This is a genomic window from Martinezella multihospitum (assembly GCF_900094585.1).
GTDB classification, from domain to species: domain Bacteria; phylum Pseudomonadota; class Alphaproteobacteria; order Rhizobiales; family Rhizobiaceae; genus Rhizobium; species Rhizobium multihospitium.
In genome coordinates this window covers 244,341-265,652 of sequence record NZ_FMAG01000009.1, presented here as the reverse complement: position 1 = coordinate 265,652, position 21,312 = coordinate 244,341, and the positions used below count along the sequence as shown (strand labels likewise).

General features: G+C 60.3%; 22 protein-coding genes and 1 tRNA gene. 15 read left to right on the top strand and 8 right to left on the bottom strand.

What is annotated here, in order from left to right; genetic code table 11:
- Positions 1-32: 32 nt before the first annotated feature.
- A complete protein-coding gene (locus GA0061103_RS29490) occupies positions 33-662 on the bottom strand; it encodes a glutathione S-transferase family protein (RefSeq protein WP_092717799.1) in 630 nt (209 codons plus the stop codon).
- A gap of 249 nt (positions 663-911) precedes the next feature.
- Between GA0061103_RS29490 and GA0061103_RS29485 the strand changes: the two genes are divergently transcribed.
- Both GA0061103_RS29485 and GA0061103_RS29480 read left to right on the top strand, forming a co-directional pair.
- On the top strand, positions 912-2,327 hold the full coding sequence (locus GA0061103_RS29485) for an oligosaccharide flippase family protein (protein ID WP_092717796.1): 1,416 nt from the start codon (positions 912-914) through the stop codon (positions 2,325-2,327).
- 2 nt (positions 2,328-2,329) lie between these two features.
- On the top strand, positions 2,330-3,601 hold the full coding sequence (locus GA0061103_RS29480; RefSeq protein WP_092717794.1) for a GNAT family N-acetyltransferase: 1,272 nt from the start codon (positions 2,330-2,332) through the stop codon (positions 3,599-3,601).
- Here GA0061103_RS29480 and GA0061103_RS29475 read toward each other — a convergent pair.
- On the bottom strand, positions 3,588-5,228 hold the full coding sequence (locus GA0061103_RS29475) for an AMP-binding protein (RefSeq protein ID WP_092717791.1): 1,641 nt from the start codon (positions 5,226-5,228) through the stop codon (positions 3,588-3,590). The two genes, GA0061103_RS29480 and GA0061103_RS29475, sit on opposite strands and share 14 nt — an antisense overlap.
- A gap of 255 nt (positions 5,229-5,483) precedes the next feature.
- Here GA0061103_RS29475 and GA0061103_RS29470 point away from each other — a divergent pair, with 255 nt between their 5' ends.
- Positions 5,484-6,464: an aldo/keto reductase gene (locus tag GA0061103_RS29470; protein WP_092717788.1), complete on the top strand. Its 981-nt coding sequence runs from the start codon at positions 5,484-5,486 to the stop codon at positions 6,462-6,464.
- Between the two features lie 328 nt (positions 6,465-6,792).
- Positions 6,793-7,587, top strand: a complete 795-nt coding sequence (locus tag GA0061103_RS29465; RefSeq protein ID WP_092717784.1) for a class I SAM-dependent methyltransferase — start codon at positions 6,793-6,795, stop codon at positions 7,585-7,587.
- 53 nt (positions 7,588-7,640) lie between these two features.
- On the opposite strand, the gene GA0061103_RS29460 is transcribed toward GA0061103_RS29465, so the two are convergent.
- Positions 7,641-8,228 (bottom strand): TetR/AcrR family transcriptional regulator, encoded by a 588-nt coding sequence (locus GA0061103_RS29460; protein WP_092717780.1) that lies wholly within the window; start codon positions 8,226-8,228, stop codon positions 7,641-7,643.
- Between the two features lie 234 nt (positions 8,229-8,462).
- Here GA0061103_RS29460 and GA0061103_RS29455 point away from each other — a divergent pair, with 234 nt between their 5' ends.
- A complete protein-coding gene (locus GA0061103_RS29455) occupies positions 8,463-9,761 on the top strand; it encodes an MFS transporter (RefSeq protein WP_092717777.1) in 1,299 nt (432 codons plus the stop codon).
- Between the two features lie 143 nt (positions 9,762-9,904).
- Positions 9,905-9,989, top strand: a tRNA-Leu gene (locus tag GA0061103_RS29450).
- A gap of 10 nt (positions 9,990-9,999) precedes the next feature.
- On the opposite strand, the gene GA0061103_RS29445 is transcribed toward GA0061103_RS29450, so the two are convergent.
- Both GA0061103_RS29445 and GA0061103_RS29440 read right to left on the bottom strand, forming a co-directional pair.
- Positions 10,000-10,605 carry a HEPN domain-containing protein gene (locus tag GA0061103_RS29445; RefSeq protein ID WP_092717772.1) on the bottom strand — a complete coding sequence of 202 codons (606 nt, stop codon included), beginning with the start codon at positions 10,603-10,605 and terminating at the stop codon, positions 10,000-10,002.
- Between the two features lie 2 nt (positions 10,606-10,607).
- Entirely contained in the window at positions 10,608-11,654 is a 1,047-nt protein-coding gene (locus GA0061103_RS29440) for a ParA family protein (RefSeq protein WP_092717769.1), read from the bottom strand.
- Between the two features lie 331 nt (positions 11,655-11,985).
- On the opposite strand from GA0061103_RS29440, the gene GA0061103_RS29435 reads away from it, so the two are divergent.
- Together GA0061103_RS29435 and GA0061103_RS29430 are read left to right on the top strand one after the other, a co-directional pair.
- Positions 11,986-12,579, top strand: coding sequence for a YqaA family protein (locus GA0061103_RS29435; RefSeq protein WP_092717766.1), 594 nt, complete (start codon positions 11,986-11,988; stop codon positions 12,577-12,579).
- Between the two features lie 19 nt (positions 12,580-12,598).
- On the top strand, positions 12,599-13,111 hold the full coding sequence (locus GA0061103_RS29430; RefSeq protein ID WP_092717762.1) for a disulfide bond formation protein B: 513 nt from the start codon (positions 12,599-12,601) through the stop codon (positions 13,109-13,111).
- A gap of 251 nt (positions 13,112-13,362) precedes the next feature.
- Here the strand turns inward: GA0061103_RS29430 and GA0061103_RS29425 are convergent, their stop codons facing one another.
- Positions 13,363-13,920, bottom strand: coding sequence for an HNH endonuclease (locus GA0061103_RS29425; RefSeq protein WP_015341304.1), 558 nt, complete (start codon positions 13,918-13,920; stop codon positions 13,363-13,365).
- Between the two features lie 110 nt (positions 13,921-14,030).
- The gene (locus tag GA0061103_RS29420; protein ID WP_208603580.1) at positions 14,031-14,720 is read right to left on the bottom strand and encodes a DNA-3-methyladenine glycosylase family protein; all 690 of its coding nucleotides are present in this window, start codon (positions 14,718-14,720) and stop codon (positions 14,031-14,033) included.
- On the opposite strand from GA0061103_RS29420, the gene gluQRS reads away from it, so the two are divergent.
- Complete coding sequence (gluQRS, locus tag GA0061103_RS29415) at positions 14,719-15,600, top strand: tRNA glutamyl-Q(34) synthetase GluQRS (protein WP_092717757.1); 882 nt, start codon at positions 14,719-14,721, stop codon at positions 15,598-15,600. The two genes, GA0061103_RS29420 and gluQRS, sit on opposite strands and share 2 nt — an antisense overlap.
- Here gluQRS and GA0061103_RS29410 read toward each other — a convergent pair.
- Positions 15,565-16,503: a YihY/virulence factor BrkB family protein gene (locus tag GA0061103_RS29410; protein ID WP_092717755.1), complete on the bottom strand. Its 939-nt coding sequence runs from the start codon at positions 16,501-16,503 to the stop codon at positions 15,565-15,567. The two genes, gluQRS and GA0061103_RS29410, sit on opposite strands and share 36 nt — an antisense overlap.
- A gap of 111 nt (positions 16,504-16,614) precedes the next feature.
- Between GA0061103_RS29410 and GA0061103_RS29405 the strand changes: the two genes are divergently transcribed.
- The 6 genes from GA0061103_RS29405 to GA0061103_RS29380 all read left to right on the top strand — a co-directional run bounded on the left by GA0061103_RS29405 (position 16,615) and on the right by GA0061103_RS29380 (position 21,292).
- Complete coding sequence (locus tag GA0061103_RS29405) at positions 16,615-17,448, top strand: SDR family oxidoreductase (protein ID WP_092717753.1); 834 nt, start codon at positions 16,615-16,617, stop codon at positions 17,446-17,448.
- Between the two features lie 121 nt (positions 17,449-17,569).
- Positions 17,570-17,773, top strand: a complete 204-nt coding sequence (locus tag GA0061103_RS29400) for a twin transmembrane helix small protein (RefSeq protein ID WP_092717751.1) — start codon at positions 17,570-17,572, stop codon at positions 17,771-17,773.
- Positions 17,774-17,786: 13 nt separating this feature from the next.
- Positions 17,787-18,365 (top strand): cob(I)yrinic acid a,c-diamide adenosyltransferase, encoded by a 579-nt coding sequence (locus tag GA0061103_RS29395; RefSeq protein ID WP_092717749.1) that lies wholly within the window; start codon positions 17,787-17,789, stop codon positions 18,363-18,365.
- Positions 18,366-18,562: 197 nt separating this feature from the next.
- Complete coding sequence (locus tag GA0061103_RS29390) at positions 18,563-19,312, top strand: electron transfer flavoprotein subunit beta/FixA family protein (protein WP_092717747.1); 750 nt, start codon at positions 18,563-18,565, stop codon at positions 19,310-19,312.
- A 27-nt stretch (positions 19,313-19,339) separates the two neighbouring features.
- The gene (locus tag GA0061103_RS29385) at positions 19,340-20,269 is read left to right on the top strand and encodes an electron transfer flavoprotein subunit alpha/FixB family protein (protein WP_092717744.1); all 930 of its coding nucleotides are present in this window, start codon (positions 19,340-19,342) and stop codon (positions 20,267-20,269) included.
- Between the two features lie 144 nt (positions 20,270-20,413).
- Positions 20,414-21,292, top strand: coding sequence for a 3-hydroxybutyryl-CoA dehydrogenase (locus GA0061103_RS29380; RefSeq protein ID WP_092717741.1), 879 nt, complete (start codon positions 20,414-20,416; stop codon positions 21,290-21,292).
- The last annotated feature ends 20 nt before the right edge of the window (positions 21,293-21,312 follow it).

The window sequence follows — 21,312 nt, the reverse complement described above, 5'->3', positions numbered from 1 at the left end:
AAGCTGAGCAGCGATCGAAACTCCAAGCACCCTCAAACGGCGGTATGCGGATCTTCGCTGTAGAGATGGACCGGATAGCCAGGCCCGATAACGTCAAGCGCGCGATCGAACCATGCGGTGAGCGCCGGATAGTCGTCGAGAGCGAAACCACAATCCGCCGCCCTGTGGGCATAGGCGTAAACCGCTATATCGGCGATCGAAAACACCTCGCCTGCCAGAAAGGGCGTGGTCTTCAGCCCGCGCTCCAATGCGGCGAGAGCGCGAAGGCCACCCGCGCGCTTGGCTTCGACCATAGCCGGATTGAGCTCCAGCCGTCCCGTCAATGTCCAGAAGCGCAGCGTGCCGATGACCGGCTCGACATGATACTGCTCGAAGAACAGCCATTGCATGACCTTAGCGCGCTGATAGCGGTCCTCCGGGAGAAATCGCGTACCATCGGCGACGTAGGTGAGGATAGCGTTCGATTCTGCGATCGTGCGCCCGTCCTCCAGCTCGAGAACGGGGATGCCGCCTGCCGGATTGAGATCGAGAAAGGCATCCGTGCGCCCCTCGCCTTCGAAGATCGATACCAGGTGAGTCTGATACGGAATATCGAGCAACCCGAACAGAACCCTGGCCTTCCAGCCGTTCTGCGACGGCAAATAATCGTAAAGCTTGAGCACGGCAACCTCCTCCAGCAGCCCACCGACTCTGCATCGCTGCTGCGGCCTTTGCCACCCGTTTCCTGCGTCGCTTTCACCCCCGGCCTGCCGCCGACCTGTCGCATCCAACAGTTGCTTTCCGGCAAGATCAATAAACAACCCTTCGCATCTGAAACGTCACTTTTAGGTATTGAAAGAACCGATTCTTAACTCTCCTCTGCCAAGACTAGCGCGAGTTTGGGATCATACTTAAAGTATTGCGTATCGATCATGGCGGTCTTTCAAACAGCGGAAAGAATGTTGCCGTCCGCATTGCGGGCCGCGCTATCGCCGTATCTGCGTAAAGTCGCCACCCTGCTCAACGGCCAGGATGAAAAGGCCGTCTCGCAGCGCATGGCGCTGATCGCCTTCTCGATCCGCGTCGCAGGTGCAGCTCTCGCCTTCCTCTCACAGATCATTCTTGCCCGCCTGATGGGACGGTTCGAATACGGCATCTTCGTCTTTGTCTGGGTGCTGATGATCCTGTTCGGCAATCTCGCCTGCCTCGGCTTTCCGACCGCCATCATCCGCTTCCTGCCGCAATATGACGCCAGCGGCAATCACGATGCCATTCGCGGCCTGAACGCCACCGCACGCCTGTTCGTGGTTGCCGTCTCGGGCATGTTGGCGCTGATCGGTGCGCTGCTGCTCTTTGCCTTCCGCGGCATGGTCGAGCACTATTATGTCATGCCGATCTTCCTCGGCCTGATTGCCGTGCCGATGATTTCGCTGGGAGACGTTCTGGACGGCACGGCGCGCGCCAAGCATTGGCCGATCATGGCCTTGAGCCCGACCTTCCTCATCCGCCCGACCCTGATATTGCTGTTCATGGTGGCCGCCATCCTCGCCGGCGCGCCGCGCGATGCCGTCACCGCCATGACCGCCGCGCTCGCCGGCGCCTTCACCAGCGTCCTGCTACAGTGTCTCGCGGTGACGCTCCGTCTGCGCCGCCATTATCCAGGCGGCCCGAAAGCCATCGAATTCAGCGCCTGGACGGCGGTCGCCCTGCCGATCTTCCTGGTCGAAGGCGTGGGCTACCTGCTGACCAATTCCGACGTCATCGTTGTCGGCATTTTCCTCGATCCGGATGAAGTCGCCGTCTATTTCGCCGCCGCCAAGACGATGGCGCTGGTGCTCTTTGTCTCCTTTGCCGTCAGGGCAGCCATCGGGCCGCGTTTCGCCGCTATTCTGGCCGAAGGCGATCGAAGCAAGCTTGCAGCGTTTGCGACCGAAGCGACGCGTTGGTCCTTCTTTCCAGCACTTGCCCTCGGTCTCGTGGTGCTGGCGGCGGGGCAACTCCTGCTCTCGCTGTTCGGCGCCGCCTTCATCGAGGGCCAGATCGTGATGGCGATCCTGCTTGCCGGCATTCTCGCAAGAGCGCTTGTTGGCCCCGCGGAAGTGTTGTTGACCATGGCTGACAAGCAAATGCTCTGTGTCTACCTCTATGCCGTGGCGCTCGTTGCCAATGTCGGCCTGAACATCGCGCTCATCCCGCATCTCGGCATCGAAGGCGCTGCTATCGCCGGCGCGGCCGCCATGGCGATCGAAGCCCTGCTCCTGCATATCGCCGTCCGCCGTGCGCTCGGCATCACTCTATTCGCCCTCATCCGCCGCCCTGCGGCGCCACCGGCAACGAGGGCTTTCTGATCATGGCACGTCCTCCCTACACCGAAACCACCGATAGCCAAGTGAACGCCCTCACGCATACGCTCGCAGCGCTGCACTTCGAAACGCCGAAGGCCGAGGCCCGCGTCGAGATCGGCCGCGCCGGCCGCGAACTGTGCCTCTATCCCGGCAAGCTCGGCTACGAGCTGCAGGACGAGCTGGACTTCTTGTCCAACCGCGCCATGGAGCCGAATGTCTTCTTTTCCGGCCGCTTCCTCGCGCCCGCCATGCCTCGCCTCGAGGACCGGCAGGTGCGGTTGGCGCTGATGCGCGACAATAACAGCACGCGCAGCCGCATGCGTCTGCTGATGCCCTTTACCGTCGACAAGCCGGGCTTTGCGATCGGCCCGTCGATCGTCCGCGTCTGGTCGAATTCCTTCGGCCCGCTCGGCACGCCGCTCCTCGACGCCGAGGATGCCGGCGAGACGCTCGACAATCTCCTCGAAGCGCTGGCCCGGCCGGAATTGCACCTGCCAACAACGCTCGTGCTGCCGGATGTGCGCCTGAACGGTCACTTCGTGCAGATGGCCAAGGTCATTGCCATCGGCCGGAACCTGCCGATCGCCGTCGCCAATCCGTTCCAACGCCCGATGCTTCAGAGCAGCGACGACGCGCTCACCTATCTCAAGCGGACAATCTCCAACAGCCATTTGCGCGAAATGCGCCGGCAATGGCGGCTTTTGGAAAATCAGGGCGAGGTCGGCTACAACGTCGCCCGCCAACCCCGCGACATTCATCTCCGCATGGAAGAGTTCCTGGCGCTGGAAGCAAGCGGCTGGAAGGGCAAGAAGCGCTCGGCGCTCGTCACTGACCGCCACCATGCCGCCTTCGCCCGCGAGGCGATTTCCAATCTTGCAGCCATCGATGCCGTGCGCATTCACACCATTGATCTCAATGGCAAGGCCGTCGCCTCGATGATCGTGCTGATCATGGGTGGCGAGGCCTATACATGGAAGACGGCATTCGACGAGGCCTATGCCCGCTATTCGCCTGGCAAGCTACTGATGGGCGAGTTGACGGAATGGCATCTCGACGACGCCAACGTCGTCCGCTCCGATTCCTGCGCCGTCCCGGATCATCCGATCATGAGCCGCTTCTGGCACGAACGTGAGGAGATGGGCACGCTCATCATCGGGCTGACGCCGAACGGCGACCGTGATGTCCGTCAGGTGACCACGCAGCTGCATATGTATCGCAGCACCCGCAACATGGCGAAGCTGCTGCGCGAAAAGATCCTGTCGCTTACGAAGCGTTAGCTTCCGCAATTGCCCGCTCGCGCAGAAAGCGACGGATGACCTTGCCCGACGTCGTCAGCGGCAGGGCGTCGACGAATTCGATCTCGCGCGGATATTCGTGCATCGAAAGCCGGGTCTTCACCCATTCGCGAATTTCGACCGCCAGCGCCTCGCTCGGCTCGCGACCGGGCACGAGAACGACATAGGCCTTGACGATTTCCGTTCGCACCGCATCCGGCTTGCCGACGGCGGCGGCAAGCTGCACGGCCGGATGGCCGCCAAGGCAATCCTCGATCTCGCTCGGGCCGATGCGATAGCCGGACGAGGTGATGACATCGTCGTCGCGGCCGACGAAGGAAATATAGCCATCCGCATCCTGCCGGCCGATATCGCCTGTCAGCAGCCAGTCATTGGCGAATTTGGCCTCAGTCGCCGCCTCGTTCTGCCAGTAGCCGAGAAACATCACCGGATCGGGGCGCTTGATCGCGATCTGCCCCGTTTCGCCCACCGTAACCTCGATGCCATCGGCATCGACGATCGCGACCCGATGACCGGGCGCCGGCTTGCCCGTCGACCCGCCGCGGCTGACGCCGAAGGCCTCGCTGGAAGAAAGCACGAAATTGCACTCCGTCTGGCCGAAGAATTCGTTGACGCTGACGTCGAGCGCGGAGCGCGCCCATTCGAAGGTTTCGCGGCCGAGCGCCTCGCCGGCCGAACCGATGGTGCGCAGCTTCAGATCGTAACGCGTCCGCGGATTGTCGACGGCCTTCAGCAGCCGCAGCGCCGTCGGCGGGATGAAGGCGTTGCGCACCTCCATCTCGGCCATGATGCGGAAGGCCATATGCGGATCGAATTTTTGCGCTGGCGAGGAAACGACGGGAACGCCGAGCATCAGGCTCGGCAGCAGAGCATTCAGGAGACCGCCGGCCCAGGCCCAGTCCGACGGCGTCCAGAGCCGGTCACCTGCTTGCGGGAATCCTTCATGGGCGAACTGCATGCCGGGAATATGCCCCGGCAGCACGCGATGACCGTGCAGCGCGCCCTTGGGCGGCCCCGTCGTGCCCGAAGTGAAGATCATCAGGGCCGGATCATCAGGGCCGGTATCGGCGACCTCGAATAGCGGCGGATGTGCCGCCACCAGATCGGCAAAACCCGCAACACCCTCTTCGCCGCCATCGATGCTGATCACCTGCGCCAACTCCGGCAATCGGTGCCGGATCGGGCGCAGCCGCTCGAGGCCAAAACGGTTCGTGACGATGGCCGATGCCCCGGCTGCCTTCAGCCGGTATTCCAGCGCTTCGGCACCGAACAACAAGGCCAGCGGCAGCGCTATCGCGCCCATCTTGTAGATCGCAACATGCGCCACGACCGTCTCGAAACTCTGCGGCAGCAGCAGCGCCACCCGATCTCCCGCCTGCACGCCGAGCGCGACAAGCGCGTTGGCGAAAGCGGCGGAGCGATCGCGCAACTCGCCATAGCTCATGGAAAAGTGATTGCCGTCCGGATTGAAATGTTGAAGGCAGATGCGATCCGGCTCATGCTCGGCCCAGGCATCGCAAACAGCATGTCCCATGTTGAATTTCGCCGGAATCTCCCAACGAAAGTCGCGATAGAGGGCTTCATAAGTATCACGCGGGGGCAATTTCATGCGCAGTTCCAGAAAATGGTGCGGTGCAGCTAACACCTGTCGCCCCTGGGGTTCAAGGAAACATTTGAAGTTGCCGTCTTCCCCCGGACGCGAATCGCCTTATTTATTGAGGAGTACTTCGAAGCTCTTCACGAATTCATGCGTCGACCGGCGGCGACTTTGCCCGCCGATTTGCTTTTCGCGACGCACCCATCCCATCGCCCTTCTGACGGTGGGCCTCCTTGTAGCGAATGATCGAATGGACGGAGAATAGTGATGGAATACGTAAAGCTCGGCAGGACCGGTCTTGAAGTCTCACGCATCTGCCTGGGTTGCATGACCTATGGCGATCCCAACAAGGGCACGCATGCCTGGTCATTGAAGGAGGAGGACAGCCGTCCGCTGCTGCGCCAGGCGATCGAGGCCGGCATCAACTTCCTCGATACGGCCAACACCTATTCCAACGGTTCCTCGGAAGAGATCGTCGGCCGCGCCATCAAGGATTTCGCCCGCCGCGACGACATCGTGCTTGCCACCAAGGTCTTCAATCGCATGCGCCCCGGCCCGAACGGCGCCGGCCTGTCGCGCAAGGCGATCTTCGACGAGATCGACAACAGCCTGCGCCGCCTCGGCACCGACTATGTCGACCTCTACCAGATCCATCGCTGGGACTACACGACACCGATCGAGGAAACGCTGGAAGCGCTGCATGATGTCGTCAAGGCCGGCAAGGCCCGCTATATCGGCGCCTCCTCCATGTATGCCTGGCAATTCGCCAAGGCGATCTATACCTCGCGCCTGAACGGCTGGACCGAGTTCGTCAGCATGCAGGACCATCTGAACCTGCTCTACCGCGAGGAAGAGCGCGAAATGCTGCCCTTCTGCGAGGACCAGAAGATCGCCGTCATTCCCTGGAGCCCGCTTGCCCGCGGCCGCCTGACCCGCGACTGGGACGAAGCCACGGCCCGCACCCAATCCGACGAATTCGGCAAGACGCTTTATACCCAGGCGCTCGAATCCGACCGCAAGATCGTCGATGCCGTTGGCACCATCGCCAAGGCCCGCGGCATCCCGCGCGCGCAGGTCGCAACGGCCTGGATCCTGCAGAAGAGCGCCGTCACCGCCCCGATCGTCGGCGCCTCCAAACCCGGCCACATCGCCGATGCGGTCGCCTCCCTGGAAGTCAAGTTGACGCCGGAGGAAATCGCGGCGTTGGAGAGCCCTTATGTTCCGCATGGGGTTGCCGGGTTCAAGTGATCGGGGATTTTTAGAGCTGGTCAGGCGCGTTCATCGCTGTTGCAACAGATGTGCCTGGCCCCTCACCCCAGCCCTCTCCCCGCCCATGCGGGGAGAGGGGGTTATCGCGTTCAATGACTCTCTTCTGAGCCAATCGAAAGAACCGGGGACAGAGCCGCAGATTCTAGGCCGTCCCCTCTCCCCGCAAGCGGGGAGAGGGTTAGGGTGAGGGGCAATCCAACCCTCTGAAGCCGATTGACCCCGCGGCAAATCGCGCAAAAGTGACTTCACGAACAGGTCATAGTTGAGGCTTAACAGATCGAGGTTCCCAGCCCGAGGATGACAGCCCATGATCACAGTTCCCTTCGAAGCGCGGCGATTTCAATCGACCGCGGCCTATTACCTACGCTATCGCATCCCCTATCCGGACAGGCTGATTACCCGTGTCGCTGAACGCAGTGGTCTCAAGCCCGGCGATCATGTGCTTGACCTCGGCTGCGGCCCTGGCCAGCTCGGCATCGCCTTCGCCCGGCTGCAGCGTGCGGCCGTCACCGCCATGGACCCCGAGCCGGAAATGCTCGCCGAAGTCGAGATCGGTGCGAAGCAGGCGGGCGTCGATATCAACATACGACAGGGCTCCTCCTACGATCTCGGTCCCGATATCGGCAGGCTGCACCTCTGCGTCATGGGCCGCTCCTTCCACTGGATGGATAGGCCGGCAACACTTGAGGCGCTTGACAGGCTGATCGAGCCGGGCGGCGCCGTCGTCCTCTTCCACGATAAGGGCGTCCTGTCGGAGCCGAATTGGCGCGGCATCCTTGAGCCGCTGATGGAGACCTATTCGCCGGAGCGCAGCGCGGAACGGCAGATGCGCAGGAGCAAGGAATGGGCGCCACATGAAGCCATGCTGCTCGCCTCGCCCTTCCGCAATCTGGAACGCATCGGCATCGTCTCGGAATATACGCGGGATATCGAGGAGATCATCGGCCGCATCTTCTCGATGTCGTCGACCTCGCCACAGGCGCTGGGCGACAAGGCGGCCGATTTCGAAGCGGCTCTGCGTGCGGAGCTGCTTGCGGCCGCACCCGATGGCAAATTCAAGGAGATCGTCGAGGCGAACGGGCTGCTCGCCTTCCGCGACTAAGATAGCCGGCAACTGAGATGGAGCGGCCGGGAAACTACCCGGCCGATTCAGGTTTAAGCCTCGCTACTTTCCGGCAGCGGCGACAGCTCCTGCCTAGTCGCCGACAAAAACTCCTGCGACAGCTCCGCATTGTCCATCGCCCGCGCCAGAATGACGGCGCCGACCATGGCAGAAAGGCTGGCAAAAGCCTTGCGGCGGCGATCCTCCGGCGTTTCGCCGGGAACGATCTCTTCAAGCACTTCGACCAGCCCCATCAACCCACCGGTGAAGGTTGACTGCATCTCCGGTCCATGACGGCTGACCTCCTGCGTCAGCGCCGCAAAGACACAGCCGGTCGCATGCTCGACCACGTTGCGATGCGAGAGATAATGGGCGAGCAGTGCTTCCAGCGGCTGATCGGGCGAGCTTGCGGCCACCTGCTTCCAGCGCTCCAGCGAGCGCGCCACCAGCGCCTTGCTCGCCTCGCAGGCAAGCTCGTCCTTCGAATCGAAATGGCCGTAGAAGCCGCCGTGCGTCAGCCCGGCCGCCTTCATGATGTCGGCGACGCCGATGCCGTCAAAACCCTTCTCGCGAAAGAGCTCCCCCGCCACGGCAAGGATCTTCTCGCGATTCTCGGCGAATTTTTCCCGGCTCACTCTCATCAAAAAACTCCATCAGAGCATCAATAAATCTGTATTGACAATTTATATGATGACCATCATCAATACGCAACAAATATGATAACAATCATGTAAATGCCTTTACACAAACGTTCAAGCCGGGAGAACGGCGGGGCGCTATAAGCGGACAGGATACCCCAGACCGTCCGCGATCGAGCGCTGCCAAGCCCTCCCGATCCAGACGCCAAGACACGCAACTTTATCGGAACGCACCTCATGGTTTCCACTGTTCTTGCTTCGACGCTCGCCCGGCGCAACATTCACTACGGATGGGTCGTCGTCGGCGCCACTTTCCTCACCATGCTCGTCACGGCCGGCGCCATGGGTGCGCCCGGCGTGCTCATCAAGCCGCTGGAGGACGAGTTCGGCTGGAGCACCTCCTCCATTTCGTCAGCGCTTGCCGTCCGCCTGCTGCTGTTTGGCCTGATGGGGCCCTTCGCCGCCGCCTTCATGAACCATTTCGGCGTGCGCACGGTCATCGTCTTCGCGCTGGCGACCATCGGCGTCGGCTTCATCGGCTCGCTTTTCATGACGCAAGTCTGGCAGCTGCTGCTCTGCTGGGGCATCATCATCGGCTTCGGCACTGGCCTCACCGCCATGGTGCTGGCCGCAACCGTCTCGACGCGCTGGTTCACCAAGCATCGCGGCCTCGTCATCGGCATGCTCTCGGCAAGCTCGGCCACCGGACAGCTCGTCTTCCTGCCGCTGATGGCGGAGCTGACGACGCGCTATGGCTGGCGCACCACCGTACTCTTCGTTTGCGGCATGATCGTCGTCGCCGCCTTCGTCGTGCTGCTCCTGATGCGTGACCGGCCCTCGGACCTCAATTTGCCGCTGGTCGGCGAGATCCACATCACCCCGCCGCCCGCCGCCACCAAGGACCTGAAGGCCGCCCTTGCTTCGCCGATCGCCATTCTGCGGGAGGTCTCCACCACTTCGACCTTCTGGATCCTCTTTGCCACCTTCTTCATCTGCGGCCTGTCGACCAACGGCCTGATCCAGACGCATTTCGTCACGCTTTGCGGCGATTTCGGCATCGTGCCGGTAGCCGCCGCCAGCGTGCTCGCCGTCATGGGCATCTTCGATTTCTTCGGCACGATCGGCTCCGGCTGGCTCTCCGACCGTTTCGACAATCGCTGGCTGCTCTTCTGGTATTACGGCCTGCGCGGCCTGTCGCTGGTCTACCTGCCCTTCAGCGATTTCACCTTCTACGGCCTGTCGATCTTCGCCGTCTTCTACGGCCTCGACTGGATCGCCACCGTGCCGCCGACCGTCAAGATCGCCGCCGACCGCTTCGGTCGCGAAAAGGCCGGCCTCGTCTTCGGCTGGGTCTTCGCCGGCCACCAGCTGGGCGCCGCCACCGCCGCCTATGGCGCCGGCCTCACCCGCACGGAGCTGAACACTTACCTCCCCGCCTTCTTCGTCGCCGGCGCCTTCTGCCTCCTCGCCGCGATTCTCGCGATCACCCTGCAAAAGTCCGGCTCCACCACCAAAGGCCCGGCCATGGCTCACTGAGCATCCCACGGCAAAAAGCCCATGGCGCCCACCCGCGCCATGGGCCAAACCGCAACCCTGCGGAAACACTCGCAATATCTGCCATCCCCGGCTTGCGCGCCCCGCCGATCACATGCTAGACAGCCGCCTCGTCATGATCCGTTGCCCCATTGGCGGAATTGGTAGACGCGCTCGACTCAAAATCGAGTTTCGAAAGAAGTGCTGGTTCGACTCCGGCATGGGGCACCACTTTTCGACGTTACAGCTCTACAATGAGATGAATAGCGAGGATAATATCCTCTACAAATGAGATTGTGGCCTCCAAGTCGGTGGTGTCTATTGGCCAACGGCTGTTAGGATATGTTGGGTCAAGATCTGCTTCATGCGCGATCTTATTTCTCCTATCGACGATCAGAGTAATACGATCTTTAACGCTTTTGGCGTCACTGCTAACCAGTGCTGCTACTTGCTCCCAAAGTTTGCTTTCGGTAACAAGCCTTATCGCGTCGGCAATTTTGTCAGGTTGCTGAAAGGAGAGATAACTGTGTTGCTCGCGAATATCACTTTCTATATTTGAGCGACTTACAGTGGGCGAGGTAGCGAAAACGATACAACTCATACCCAATCGAAAACGATTGAAAGCTGGAGTTGGCGCCCGTAGCCCATCAAAAGTTTCCATCATGCCAATTCGCGCTACCTCATGAATATAATGATCGACAGCGCTCACACACATAACATGGCATGCACGTAGCAAGTCAGACACGTCCAGCGCGGCAGTTGTCTGCTTTTTAAGCGAATTATGGAGTCCGACTAGTGCTTTGACACGCGTAATATTGGCATAAAATTGATCAAGTGCGGTTTGCATTATCAATAGTTTACAAGCGCAATAACTCTGTCAGCCGCTTCCGAGAACAGTTTATCGAACTGCTCCATAGACCTCTTAGTTCGTTCGAGAACAATCCCTGTTTGTTCCAACTGCTCGTCGGTCAAGGCAAAAACAGGCGCGCTATGTTTTTGAGACTGAGCAATCAGACCATTAAAATCCGACATTTGTAACAGAGGTTCGCCTACCTTTAAGCCGGCCTTAGCATATGCTTCCACAGGAAGAAGCATGTCCTTTTCGCGAAGAACAGGGATTAGCACTTCGACCACTTTTTTCTCGATATCATCGATCCATTTTTGGAAAGCGGTCGACGGCGTGTTGCCACTGCGCAGTCTATATTTTTGAATTATTGTTCCCAGGAATTTTGGAGAAACATGAGGAAGCGGATACGTCGCATCTTGAAGCACTCTTGTGTTCAGAGCTTTGACAAGCCAATCCTTCCACTTTGGCAAAACTGCAGCGAGTGAATCGGTTGCCATAACCGAAAAATAATCGGGCGCCATAGGAACAAGAAAGAAATTACTTGTTGTAAGAAGATTTTGATTAATTGGGCCCAAGCTTGGTGACATATCAACAAGTATTAAGTCGACGCCGTAATGTTTTGCAGTAATCTGAAATAAATGCGACATCGCACCAGGAAGATTTTGCAATGTCGGAAGAGAGCCGCTCAATTCCTGAGCGATACCGAGTGTTGTCTCATATTCCGCAAGTCCGATGTGTCCCGGTAACAATAACAGATTGGGCTCGTTTGGCAGCGATTCACAGATTACGGGTGCCAATGGAATTGGCTTTGACTCGAATGCGGGTGCGAGCCCAGCTCGAATATTGCGTATACCCGGCTGATCATAAATTTTCGAAATTTCATCAGCCCCTGTAAAACCTAAAAACATTCCCGTTAAATTACACTGGGGATCACAGTCCACTAACAGGACCTTCTTTCCTTTTTGCGCAAGCTTATAGCCAAGATTAAACGCGGTAGTTGTTTTGCTCACACCGCCTTTATGGTTGAATAACGCTATCTGTGTCGCCATTCCGTTTCTATGATCCCCACTCGGTTCAGACTCTCTAGTTGATATACCAACCAGTAAATATCGCAAAGAGGGTAATATTATTCCTCCGTTTGCTTGGGTAGCGAGGTGGCGGCTATGAGGATAGCTTCCCCGCATTTATTGATAGTGGCATATCGCGACCAAAGCGTTGGGCGATCTTCCTTCACTTCAAACCCTCATAACTAAGATCTCCCTTCAACAGCCCCACCATCACGAAAAATTTTGCCTTTCCGCCACTTCCGTCAGCCCCCGACCATTTACAGCCATAATCCTGCCCCCTAAAGGTTTGCAACGCAGCAAAAAGGGGGCCTTCATGCTTCGTAAACTTTACGACTGGACCATGTCGCTCGCCGGCCGCAAATCGGCCGAAATCTGGTTGGCCGTGATCGCTTTCGTCGAAAGCTCCATCTTTCTCGTGCCGGCTGACGTCCTGTTCCTGCCGATGTCGCTTGCCAAGCCCGAGCGTGCCTGGCGCTATGCGCTGACGGCGACGGTTGCCTCCGTGCTTGGCGGCATTGCCGGCTGGGCGCTCGGCTACTACGCCTTCGAGACCATCGCCAAGCCGATCCTCGAATTCTACGGCAAGCTCGACGCCTTCAACCAGATGAGCGCCGGCATCACCTATGAATGGGTACTGCTGCTGCTGGTCACATCGGGGCTGGCGCATCTGCCGCCGATCAAGGTGGTGACGATCCTCTCCGGCGTCGCCCATATCGATCTCGGCCTGTTCATCATCTCGGCCATCGTCGCCCGCGGCGCGCGCTTCTTCTTCCTGGCCTTCCTCTTGCGCCGCTATGGCGAGTCCATCCGCCACTTCATCGAAAAGCGTCTGGGCCAGATCACCATGGCGGTTGCCGCCATTCTGATTGCTCTCTACGCCGTCTTCCATTTTGCCCTGGCGAGCTGATCCAAGGAGCCTTCAACGCATGTCCACGACTTCGCCCTCCTCCCGCGCCGGCCTCGGCTATGGCGCATTGCTGACGATCGGCATGATCGTCGTCATCGGCTCGGCGCTCGGCTTCCAATATATCGGCGGCTACATCCCCTGCGCGCTCTGCCTGGAGCAGCGCCAGCCCTATTATTACGGCATCCCGGTCGCCATCATCGCGGTGCTCACGGCAGTTGCCGGCCTGCCCTCCTGGATCACCCGCGGGCTGCTGATCATCGCCGGCCTGATGATGGTGGTCGGCGGCGGCATCGGTGTCTATCACGCCGGCGTCGAATGGCATTTCTGGGAAGGCCCGACCACCTGCTCGACGACGGCAAGCAGCGTCACGCAGAATGCCGGCGACCTGCTCGGCCAGCTGAATACCATCAAAGGCCCCTCCTGCACGGAAGCAGCGCTACGCGTCCTCGGCCTGTCGATGGCCGGCTGGAATGTGATTGCCAGCGTCATCCTGGCGGCTATTGCTTTTGTTGGGGCGAAGAAGGCTGCGTGATTGAACTGAAGCCGTCAGGCGAACGATCGATTGTCGTCGCCGCGTGCCTGGCCCCTCACCCCAACCCTCTCCCCGCACATGCAGGGAGAGGGAGCTCTACAATGCCCAACGCCGCTTCTGTTCATGTTGTGAGGCCGATTATCTTGCACTGTTGTCCCCTCGCCCCGCTTGCGGGGAGAGGGCTAGGGTGAGGGGCCGTGCACATAGGCGCGGCAAAGCGAAGCTCGCCCGACTTTCCCGGAAAATCAATTCTACGGCTGCAGTTCGGAATCCCAGTAGAGATAGTCGAGCCAGCTGTCGTGCAGGTAGTTCGGCGGGAAGAGCCGGCCGTTATTGTGCAGGTCCTGCACGGTCGGCTGGTATGGCTTCTGCGCCGGGAACATGCCGGCCTGCTTCGGCAGCTTGCTGCCCTTGCGCAGGTTGCACGGCGAACAGGCTGCGACCACGTTCTCCCAGGTCGTCTCGCCGCCATGGGCGCGCGGGATGACGTGGTCGAAGGTCAGGTCGTCATGGGAACCACAATACTGGCATTCGAACTTGTCGCGCAGGAAGACATTGAAGCGGGTGAAGGCGGGATTGCGGGACGGCTGCACATATGTCTTCAGGCATACGACACTCGGCAGCCGCATCGAGAAGCTCGGTGAGGACACGCACTGATCGTATTCTGCGATGATGTTCACACGGTCAAGAAAAACCGCCTTGATCGCGTCCTGCCAGGACCAGAGCGACAAGGGATAGTAACTCAGCGGTCTGTAGTCAGCGTTCAGGACGAGCGCTGGCAGGGACTGCGGGGAGACTGCAATCGTCAAGGAACCCTCCTGATCGATTCGGCATCTGCACCTGTATATTAGGCCGGTTGTTACAGGATTGTGAAGTCCAATAAATTCAGTGCATAAAGGCGATTTCAGGACGCGGCCGATTAAACGATAGGCAGTGCGTCCCGCCGCGTTTTCACGGCATAATAAGCCCAGAAAAGCCGGGCCGCGACCGAGCGCCAGGGCGCCCAAACCGCGGCTTCCCGGGCAACTGCCTTGGCCAAGGGCCTGACTTCATGGCCAAAAGCCATGCCGACGGCCGCCTGAAGCGCGACGTCGCCAGCCGGAAACACATCTGCGTGACCGCCGCAGAACATCAGGTAGACTTCGGCCGTCCAGGGGCCGATTCCCTTGATCGACGTCAGCTCGGCAAGCGCCTTCTCAGGTGATTCGGCGCTGAGCGCATGGAGGTCGAGGCCGCCTTCGGCGACGGCATCGGCGACGCGGGCCAATGTGTCGTGCTTGATTCGCGACAGGCCGAAGGTGCGCCATGCCTCCGGCTCCAGCCCGGCATAACCCCCAGCAGTCACCTGCCCCATCCCGGCAATCATCTTCCCCCAGATCGCGTCGGCGCTAGCGCGCGAGACGACCTGCGACACGATGATATGGGCAAGCCCCTCGAAGCCCGGTTCGCGCAGGCGCAGCGGCAAGGGACCAGCCTCTGCGGCAACGGGCCGCAGGCGAGGATCAAGCTCCAAGAGGGCAGCCAGCCCCTGTTCGATATCCCGCTCGTCGCGAATGATCTGCATGGTGTCTCGTAGTCCCCGGTTCGATTTCGTGGCAGAAGAAAGCATGATCGAGATTCCCCGTCAAAAGCAGAAATTCCGTTTTGCCCCGAGCCCGAACGGCCCACTGCATCTCGGCCATGCGCTCTCGGCCATCCTCAATCACGAGATGGCGGCAAAGGTCGGCGGTGATTTCCTGCTGCGCATCGAAGACATAGATCAGGCGCGCTGCACACCCGATTTCGAAGAAGGCATCTACACCGATCTCTCCTGGCTTGGCCTCAGCTGGCAGCAGCCGGTGCGGCGGCAGTCCGAACATTTTCCGGCCTATCAGCAGGCGTTGCAGAGACTCATCGAGCGCGGCCTCGTCTATCCCGCCTTCCTGACGCGCGGCGAAGTCAAATCACGCGTCGCCGCTTTCGAGGCGGATGGCAGATCCTGGCCGCGCGACCCCGATAGTACACCGCTCTATCCCTCCGACGATCGAGAGCGCAGCGATGCCGAGCGGCAGCGCCTGCTGACCTCAGGCATCAAGCATGCCTGGCGTCTCGACATGGAAAAGGCATTGGCCACGTCGGGCAAAGCATTGCACTGGCAGGAAAGCGGCGACGGCGAAACGGGCATTATTGCGGCCGACCCTTCCGCCTGGGGCGATGTCGTGCTGTCGCGCTCCGACGCGCCCTCCAGCTATCATCTTTCTGTCGTCGTCGACGATGCCACCCAGGGCATCACCCATGTCGTGCGCGGGCTCGACCTCTTCCACGCCACCTCGATCCATCGCCTGCTGCAGAGACTGCTCGGCCTGCCGGAGCCGCTCTATCATCACCATCGTCTCGTCCTCGGCGAGGACGGCAAAAAGCTCTCCAAGACCATGGGCGATACCGGCATTGCCGAATGGCGCCGGCAGGGCCTCTCACCTGCGGAGCTTCGCCGCCGCATCGGCCTCTGATTCCGCCGATGCCTTCTCCGTCGATGCCTCGACAGGGGAACGGCTCGCCGCCTTGCCGAACAGCAGACGACGCACGCGGAACTTCATCAGCGCCGCATTGATCTCCGCCCCCATGATGAAGATCACGGCCAGCATATAGAGGAAGATCAGGACGATCATCACCGAAGCCAGGCCGGCATAGGTGGCGGTATAATTGGCGAAGGTCGAGAGATAATAGGCAAAGAGTAGAGCGCCGATCGACCAGAAGACCAGAGTCAGGATCACGCCGGGGATGACGTCGAGCACACGCCTGCGGCCGGCCGCCAGCCAAAGATGCAGGATCATCAGGCCGGCCAGCAGCAGGAAGATCGTGCCGTAGATTCGCCAGCTGAAGACGATCTCAAGGATATCGGCAAGCTTCGGCAGCCATTGCCTTGTGTAGTTGAGCGCCAAAGGCACGGCGACCAGCAGGATGCTGAGGATCGCGAAGATCAGCACCGCAATCAGCACATAGCCAAGGCTCGCAAGGCGATTGAAATACCACGGTCGTGTCTCGGGCACGCGATAGGCGCGGTTCAGCGATATGCGCAGAGCCTCGACGCCGTTCGAGGCGAAATAGGCGGCTGCAAGTACGGAGATCGTCAAGAGCCCGCCGCGCGGAATGGTCAGCACCTGCACGACCTGATCGGCGAGCGGCTTGGCGATCGCCTCCGGCCAGGTATCGAAGATCAGATGCACGGCCGTCGAGGAAAACTGGCTGGCACCGAGAAAGCTTGCCAGCGCCGTGCCGAAGATCAGGAAGGGGAAAACCGCCAGCAGCGTCGACAATGCTACATGGCTCGCCATGGCGAACCCGTCATCCTCGACGAAATGGAACACTGCGTCGTAGATCACCTTGTAAATCGTCCGCAGGGCTGTCGGCATTCCATCTCCGCTTGGCGTCGGCATTCATCCGGCTGATACCGCCGGTTGTCGATTGTATCGGGTTCCTGAATATGGGAAACGAGTTCCGGTTTGTACAGGAATCATCTTCCCATGACGGAACAACGCACGATCCTCGTCACTGGTTGCTCCTCCGGCATCGGCGCTTATTGCGCACGGGCGCTGAAAGCCGACGGATGGCGCGTCTTTGCAACCGTGCGCAAGCCGGAAGACCTCGTGCCCCTCACAGCCGACGGCATCGAAGCGCTGCTCCTCGACTATACGAAGTCCGAGACCATTTCCGCCGCCGTGGCGACGGTGCGCGAGCGCACGGGCGACCGCATCGACGCCCTCTTCAACAATGGCGCCTATGGGCAGCCGGGCGCGGTAGAAGATCTGACGACCGATGTGCTGCGCGAACAGTTCGAGACGAATTTCTTCGGCTGGCACGAGCTGACCCGCCAGATCCTGCCGCTGATGCGCAAACAGGGCCATGGCCGCATCGTCAACTGCTCCTCCATTCTCGGGCTGGTTCCCTATCGCTTCCGCGGCGCCTATACCGCCTCGAAATTCGCCCTCGAAGGGCTGACGATCACGCTCAGAATGGAGCTGCAGGATAGCGGCATCCATGTGAGCCTCATCGAGCCCGGCCCGATCGCGACGCGCTTTACCGCCAATGCGCTCGCCAAGATCAACGAGCACATCGACCTCGAAGGCTCGCCCCATGCGGTGGAATACCGCAGGCAGCTGAAACGGCTTGATGGATCAGGCCCGATCAATAAACATAAATTAGGCCCGGAAGCGGTCTATGATGTGCTAAAATCCGCTTTGAACGTGAGCAATCCACGCCCGCATTATCTGGTCACGACGCCCGCCAAGCAGGGTGTTCTTCTGAAAAGGCTATTGCCGGCTAACCTTTTCTATCGTCTGATGCGCCGGCTGGATTAGAGCAACCCAGGACAAGCGCGCAGCGCCTTTTCCGCTCGGGATTGCTTGAAGTGATGACATTGAGTGACTTGGAGCTTCCGTTGGAACGCCGGGCCATTCTGAAGACAAGGGTGGAGGAGCCATGTCGACCGTTACCTATGTTGCCGCCATCATTGTCATGGGACTTGTCGCGATCGTTCTCATTCACGGCCTGCTGAACATGATGAAAGGCGACAACCCGAACCTTTCGAACCGGCTGATGCAGCTGCGCGTGCTGCTGCAGGCTGTCGCGGTCATCCTGATCATGCTGACGCTCTGGCTGACGGGCGGCGGCCGCCCGGCCTAACCACTGGAAGACGATGGTCAAGCTCAACAAGATCTATACCAAAACCGGCGACGACGGCACGACAGGCCTTGCAGCCGGCCCGAGGCGGCTGAAACACGATTTGCGCGTCGAAAGCTACGGCACGGTCGATGAGGCCAATTCCGCCATCGGCGTCGCCCGGCTGCATACGTCGGACATGCCGGAGATCGACGCCATGCTGATACGGATCCAGAACGATCTCTTCGATCTCGGCGCCGATCTTTCGACGCCGGAAACCGATGAGCCGCCGGCCTACGAGCCCTTGCGCATTGTCGACCATCAAGTCGAACGCCTCGAACACGACATCGACCGGCTCAACGCCGATCTCGAACCGTTGCGATCCTTCGTCCTGCCCGCCGGCAGCCCGGCTTCCGCCCACCTGCACCTTGCCCGCACGATCGCCCGACGCGCCGAGCGCCTCATGGTGGCGTTATCGCGCAGCGAGGGCGAACGCGTTAGTCCGGCCGCGCTGAAATATATCAATCGCCTCTCCGATTTTCTGTTTGTTGCAGCACGGCATGCCAATGATCGTGGCCAGGCCGATGTTCTCTGGGTTCCCGGCAAGAATCGATAGCAGCGCGAATTCGATCACCGAAGGCATACATATTGACGTTGACGTAAACGTTATTTATGCCTTTTAAGCAATTCGTCTCTCGGCGGCCTGGAAGCGTTGTAATTGGGAAAAAAACGCGTATCCATGTCGCCATTCGACAAATGGAATGGCGCTAAACAGCGCATGTTCTCGGGCGGTCATGTTGAAGGAAGGATTCCATGAAGATTCTCGTCCCCGTTAAGCGGGTAGTTGACTACAACGTCAAGATTCGCGTGAAGCCGGATGGTTCTGGCGTTGAGCTGTCGAACGTGAAGATGTCGATGAACCCGTTCGACGAGATCTCGGTTGAAGAGGCGCTGCGTCTGAAGGAAGCCGGCAAGGCCGAGGAAGTCGTGGTCGTATCGATCGGGCCGGCCAAGGCCGAGGAAACGCTGCGCACGGCGCTCGCCATGGGTGCGGATCGCGCCATCCTGGTCGAGACCGACGATCAAGTCGAGCCGCTCGCCGTTGCCAAGATCCTGAAGGGTGTTGCAGACGCCGAACAGCCGGGCCTCATCATCGTCGGCAAGCAGGCGATCGATGACGACAGTAACCAGACCGGCCAGATGCTGGCAGCCCTGCTCGGCTCCGCCCAGGCAACTTTCGCCTCGAAGATCGAGATCGGTGATGGTAGCGCCAAGGTGACGCGCGAAGTCGATGGCGGCCTGCAGACGATCGAGGTCAAGCTTCCGGCCGTCGTTACGTCGGACCTGCGCCTCAACGAACCGCGTTACGCTTCGCTGCCGAACATCATGAAGGCCAAGAAGAAGCCGCTCGACAAGAAGTCGCCGGCCGATTTCGGCGTGTCGACCGAGCCGCGCCTGAAGGTCTTGAAGACGGAAGAGCCGGGTGGCCGCAAGGCGGGCGTCAAGGTCAAGTCGGTTGCCGAGCTGGTCGAAAAGCTCAAGACCGAAGCCGGCGTGCTTTAAACCAGTCCGAACGAGGAGTTAGACATCATGGCCATTCTTCTTCTGGCTGATCACGACAATGCCCATCTCTCCGACCAGACCGCCAAGGCGCTGACGGCGGCCGTAAAAATCGGCGGCGACGTTCACGTTCTCGTTGCCGGCGCGGGCGCCAAGGCTGCAGCCGAGCAGGCGGCAAAACTGTCCGGTGCCTCCAAGGTGCTGGTTGCCGAGGACGCTAGCCTTGCCAACAATCTGGCCGAGCCGCTGGCAGCCCTCATCGTATCGCTCGCCGGCTCCTACGACACCATCATCGGCGCTGCGACCTCGGTCGGCAAGAACGTGCTGCCGCGCGTCGCCGCCCTGCTCGACGTCGCCCAAGTCTCTGAGATCATCGAAGTGGTGTCCGCCGACACCTTCAAGCGGCCGATCTATGCCGGCAATGCCATCCAGACGGTGCAGTCGACCGATGCCAAGAAGGTGATCACTGTGCGCACCGCCTCCTTCGCCTCGGCTGGCGAAGGCGGTTCGGCTTCGGTCGAGACGGTGTCTGCGGCCGCCAATCCTGGTCTTTCCACCTTCGTCGGCGATGCGCTGTCGTCTTCGGATCGTCCGGAGCTGACCTCTGCCAAGATCATCATCTCGGGCGGCCGTGCGCTCGGCTCGGCGGAAAAATTCAAGGAAGTCATCCTTCCGGTTGCCGACAAGCTCGGTGCTGCCGTCGGCGCATCGCGCGCTGCCGTCGATGCCGGCTATGCGCCGAACGACTGGCAGGTGGGCCAGACCGGCAAGGTGGTCGCCCCGCAGCTCTATATCGCCTGCGGCATCTCCGGCGCCATCCAGCATCTGGCCGGCATGAAGGACAGTAAGGTCATCGTCGCCATCAACAAGGACGAGGAAGCCCCGATCTTCCAGATCGCCGACTACGGCCTCGTCGCAGACCTCTTCGAAGCCCTGCCGGAATTGCAAAAGGCGCTCTGATCGCGCCGATTAGGTTTCTCGCAGTTGCGAGAGACTGGAAAATCGTCTTTTATAGGTCTATCAATCTTTGCCGGGCTAGAAATGGCCCGGCAAATTTGAATTAAGAGCATAGCGCATCGCCAGGAGCGCGCCGGGGAGTTGGCAATGAGTTCGCTGAAGACGATCGGGATTATCGGCGCGGGCCAGATGGGCTGCGGCATTGCCCATGTATCCGCCATGGCCGGCTACAAGGTCCATATCTACGATCTCTCGCAGGATCGCATCGAAAGCGGACTTGCCACCATCAACGGCAATCTTGCCCGTCACGTCGCTTCCGGCAAGATGACGGACGAGGAACGCAAGGCAGCGCTCTCCCGCATCACCGGCTCTGCCGACCTCAACGATCTCGCCCAGGTCGACCTCGCCATCGAGGCCGCGACGGAAGATGAAAGCGTCAAGCGCAAGATCTATGCGCAGGTATGCCCGGTGCTGAAGCCCGAAGCGCTGCTTGCTACCAATACCTCGTCGCTGTCGATCACCCGTCTTGCCTCCGCCACCGACCGCCCGGAACGTTTCATGGGCATCCACTTCATGAATCCGGTTCCGGTCATGAAGCTCGTGGAGCTGGTGCGCGGTATCGCCACCGACGAATCGACTTTCTCCGCAGCCAAGGACTACGTCTCCTCGCTGGAAAAGACGATTACCGTCGCCGAAGATTTCCCTGCCTTTATCGTCAACCGCATCCTGCTGCCGATGATCAACGAGGCGATCTACACGCTCTATGAAGGCGTCGGCACCGTCGACGCCATCGACACTGCCATGCGGCTTGGCGCCAACCATCCGATGGGCCCTTTGCAGCTCGCCGACTTCATCGGCCTCGATACCTGCCTCTCGATCATGCAGGTGCTGCATGACGGGCTCGCCGATTCCAAGTATCGCCCCTGCCCGCTGCTGGTGAAATATGTCGAAGCCGGGTGGCTCGGCCGCAAGTCCGGCCGCGGCTTCTACGACTACCGCGGCGAAGTGCCCGTCCCGACGCGGTAATCGTCAAGCATCACGTCATC

Bases quoted from the DNA above. Each gene is read 5' to 3' on its own strand.
- GA0061103_RS29485 (WP_092717796.1), top strand. From the start codon at position 912: ATGGCGGTCTTTCAAACAGCGGAAAGAATGTTGCCGTCCGCATTGCGG.
- GA0061103_RS29480 (WP_092717794.1), top strand. From the start codon at position 2,330: ATGGCACGTCCTCCCTACACCGAAACCACCGATAGCCAAGTGAACGCC.
- GA0061103_RS29475 (WP_092717791.1), bottom strand. From the start codon at position 5,228: ATGAAATTGCCCCCGCGTGATACTTATGAAGCCCTCTATCGCGACTTT.
- GA0061103_RS29470 (WP_092717788.1), top strand. From the start codon at position 5,484: ATGGAATACGTAAAGCTCGGCAGGACCGGTCTTGAAGTCTCACGCATC.
- GA0061103_RS29465 (WP_092717784.1), top strand. From the start codon at position 6,793: ATGATCACAGTTCCCTTCGAAGCGCGGCGATTTCAATCGACCGCGGCC.
- GA0061103_RS29460 (WP_092717780.1), bottom strand. From the start codon at position 8,228: ATGAGAGTGAGCCGGGAAAAATTCGCCGAGAATCGCGAGAAGATCCTT.
- GA0061103_RS29455 (WP_092717777.1), top strand. From the start codon at position 8,463: ATGGTTTCCACTGTTCTTGCTTCGACGCTCGCCCGGCGCAACATTCAC.
- GA0061103_RS29445 (WP_092717772.1), bottom strand. From the start codon at position 10,605: ATGCAAACCGCACTTGATCAATTTTATGCCAATATTACGCGTGTCAAA.
- GA0061103_RS29440 (WP_092717769.1), bottom strand. From the start codon at position 11,654: ATGGCGACACAGATAGCGTTATTCAACCATAAAGGCGGTGTGAGCAAA.
- GA0061103_RS29435 (WP_092717766.1), top strand. From the start codon at position 11,986: ATGCTTCGTAAACTTTACGACTGGACCATGTCGCTCGCCGGCCGCAAA.
- GA0061103_RS29430 (WP_092717762.1), top strand. From the start codon at position 12,599: ATGTCCACGACTTCGCCCTCCTCCCGCGCCGGCCTCGGCTATGGCGCA.
- gluQRS (WP_092717757.1), top strand. From the start codon at position 14,719: ATGATCGAGATTCCCCGTCAAAAGCAGAAATTCCGTTTTGCCCCGAGC.
- GA0061103_RS29420 (WP_208603580.1), bottom strand. From the start codon at position 14,720: ATGCTTTCTTCTGCCACGAAATCGAACCGGGGACTACGAGACACCATG.
- GA0061103_RS29410 (WP_092717755.1), bottom strand. From the start codon at position 16,503: ATGCCGACAGCCCTGCGGACGATTTACAAGGTGATCTACGACGCAGTG.
- GA0061103_RS29405 (WP_092717753.1), top strand. From the start codon at position 16,615: ATGACGGAACAACGCACGATCCTCGTCACTGGTTGCTCCTCCGGCATC.
- GA0061103_RS29400 (WP_092717751.1), top strand. From the start codon at position 17,570: ATGTCGACCGTTACCTATGTTGCCGCCATCATTGTCATGGGACTTGTC.
- GA0061103_RS29395 (WP_092717749.1), top strand. From the start codon at position 17,787: ATGGTCAAGCTCAACAAGATCTATACCAAAACCGGCGACGACGGCACG.
- GA0061103_RS29390 (WP_092717747.1), top strand. From the start codon at position 18,563: ATGAAGATTCTCGTCCCCGTTAAGCGGGTAGTTGACTACAACGTCAAG.
- GA0061103_RS29385 (WP_092717744.1), top strand. From the start codon at position 19,340: ATGGCCATTCTTCTTCTGGCTGATCACGACAATGCCCATCTCTCCGAC.
- GA0061103_RS29380 (WP_092717741.1), top strand. From the start codon at position 20,414: ATGAGTTCGCTGAAGACGATCGGGATTATCGGCGCGGGCCAGATGGGC.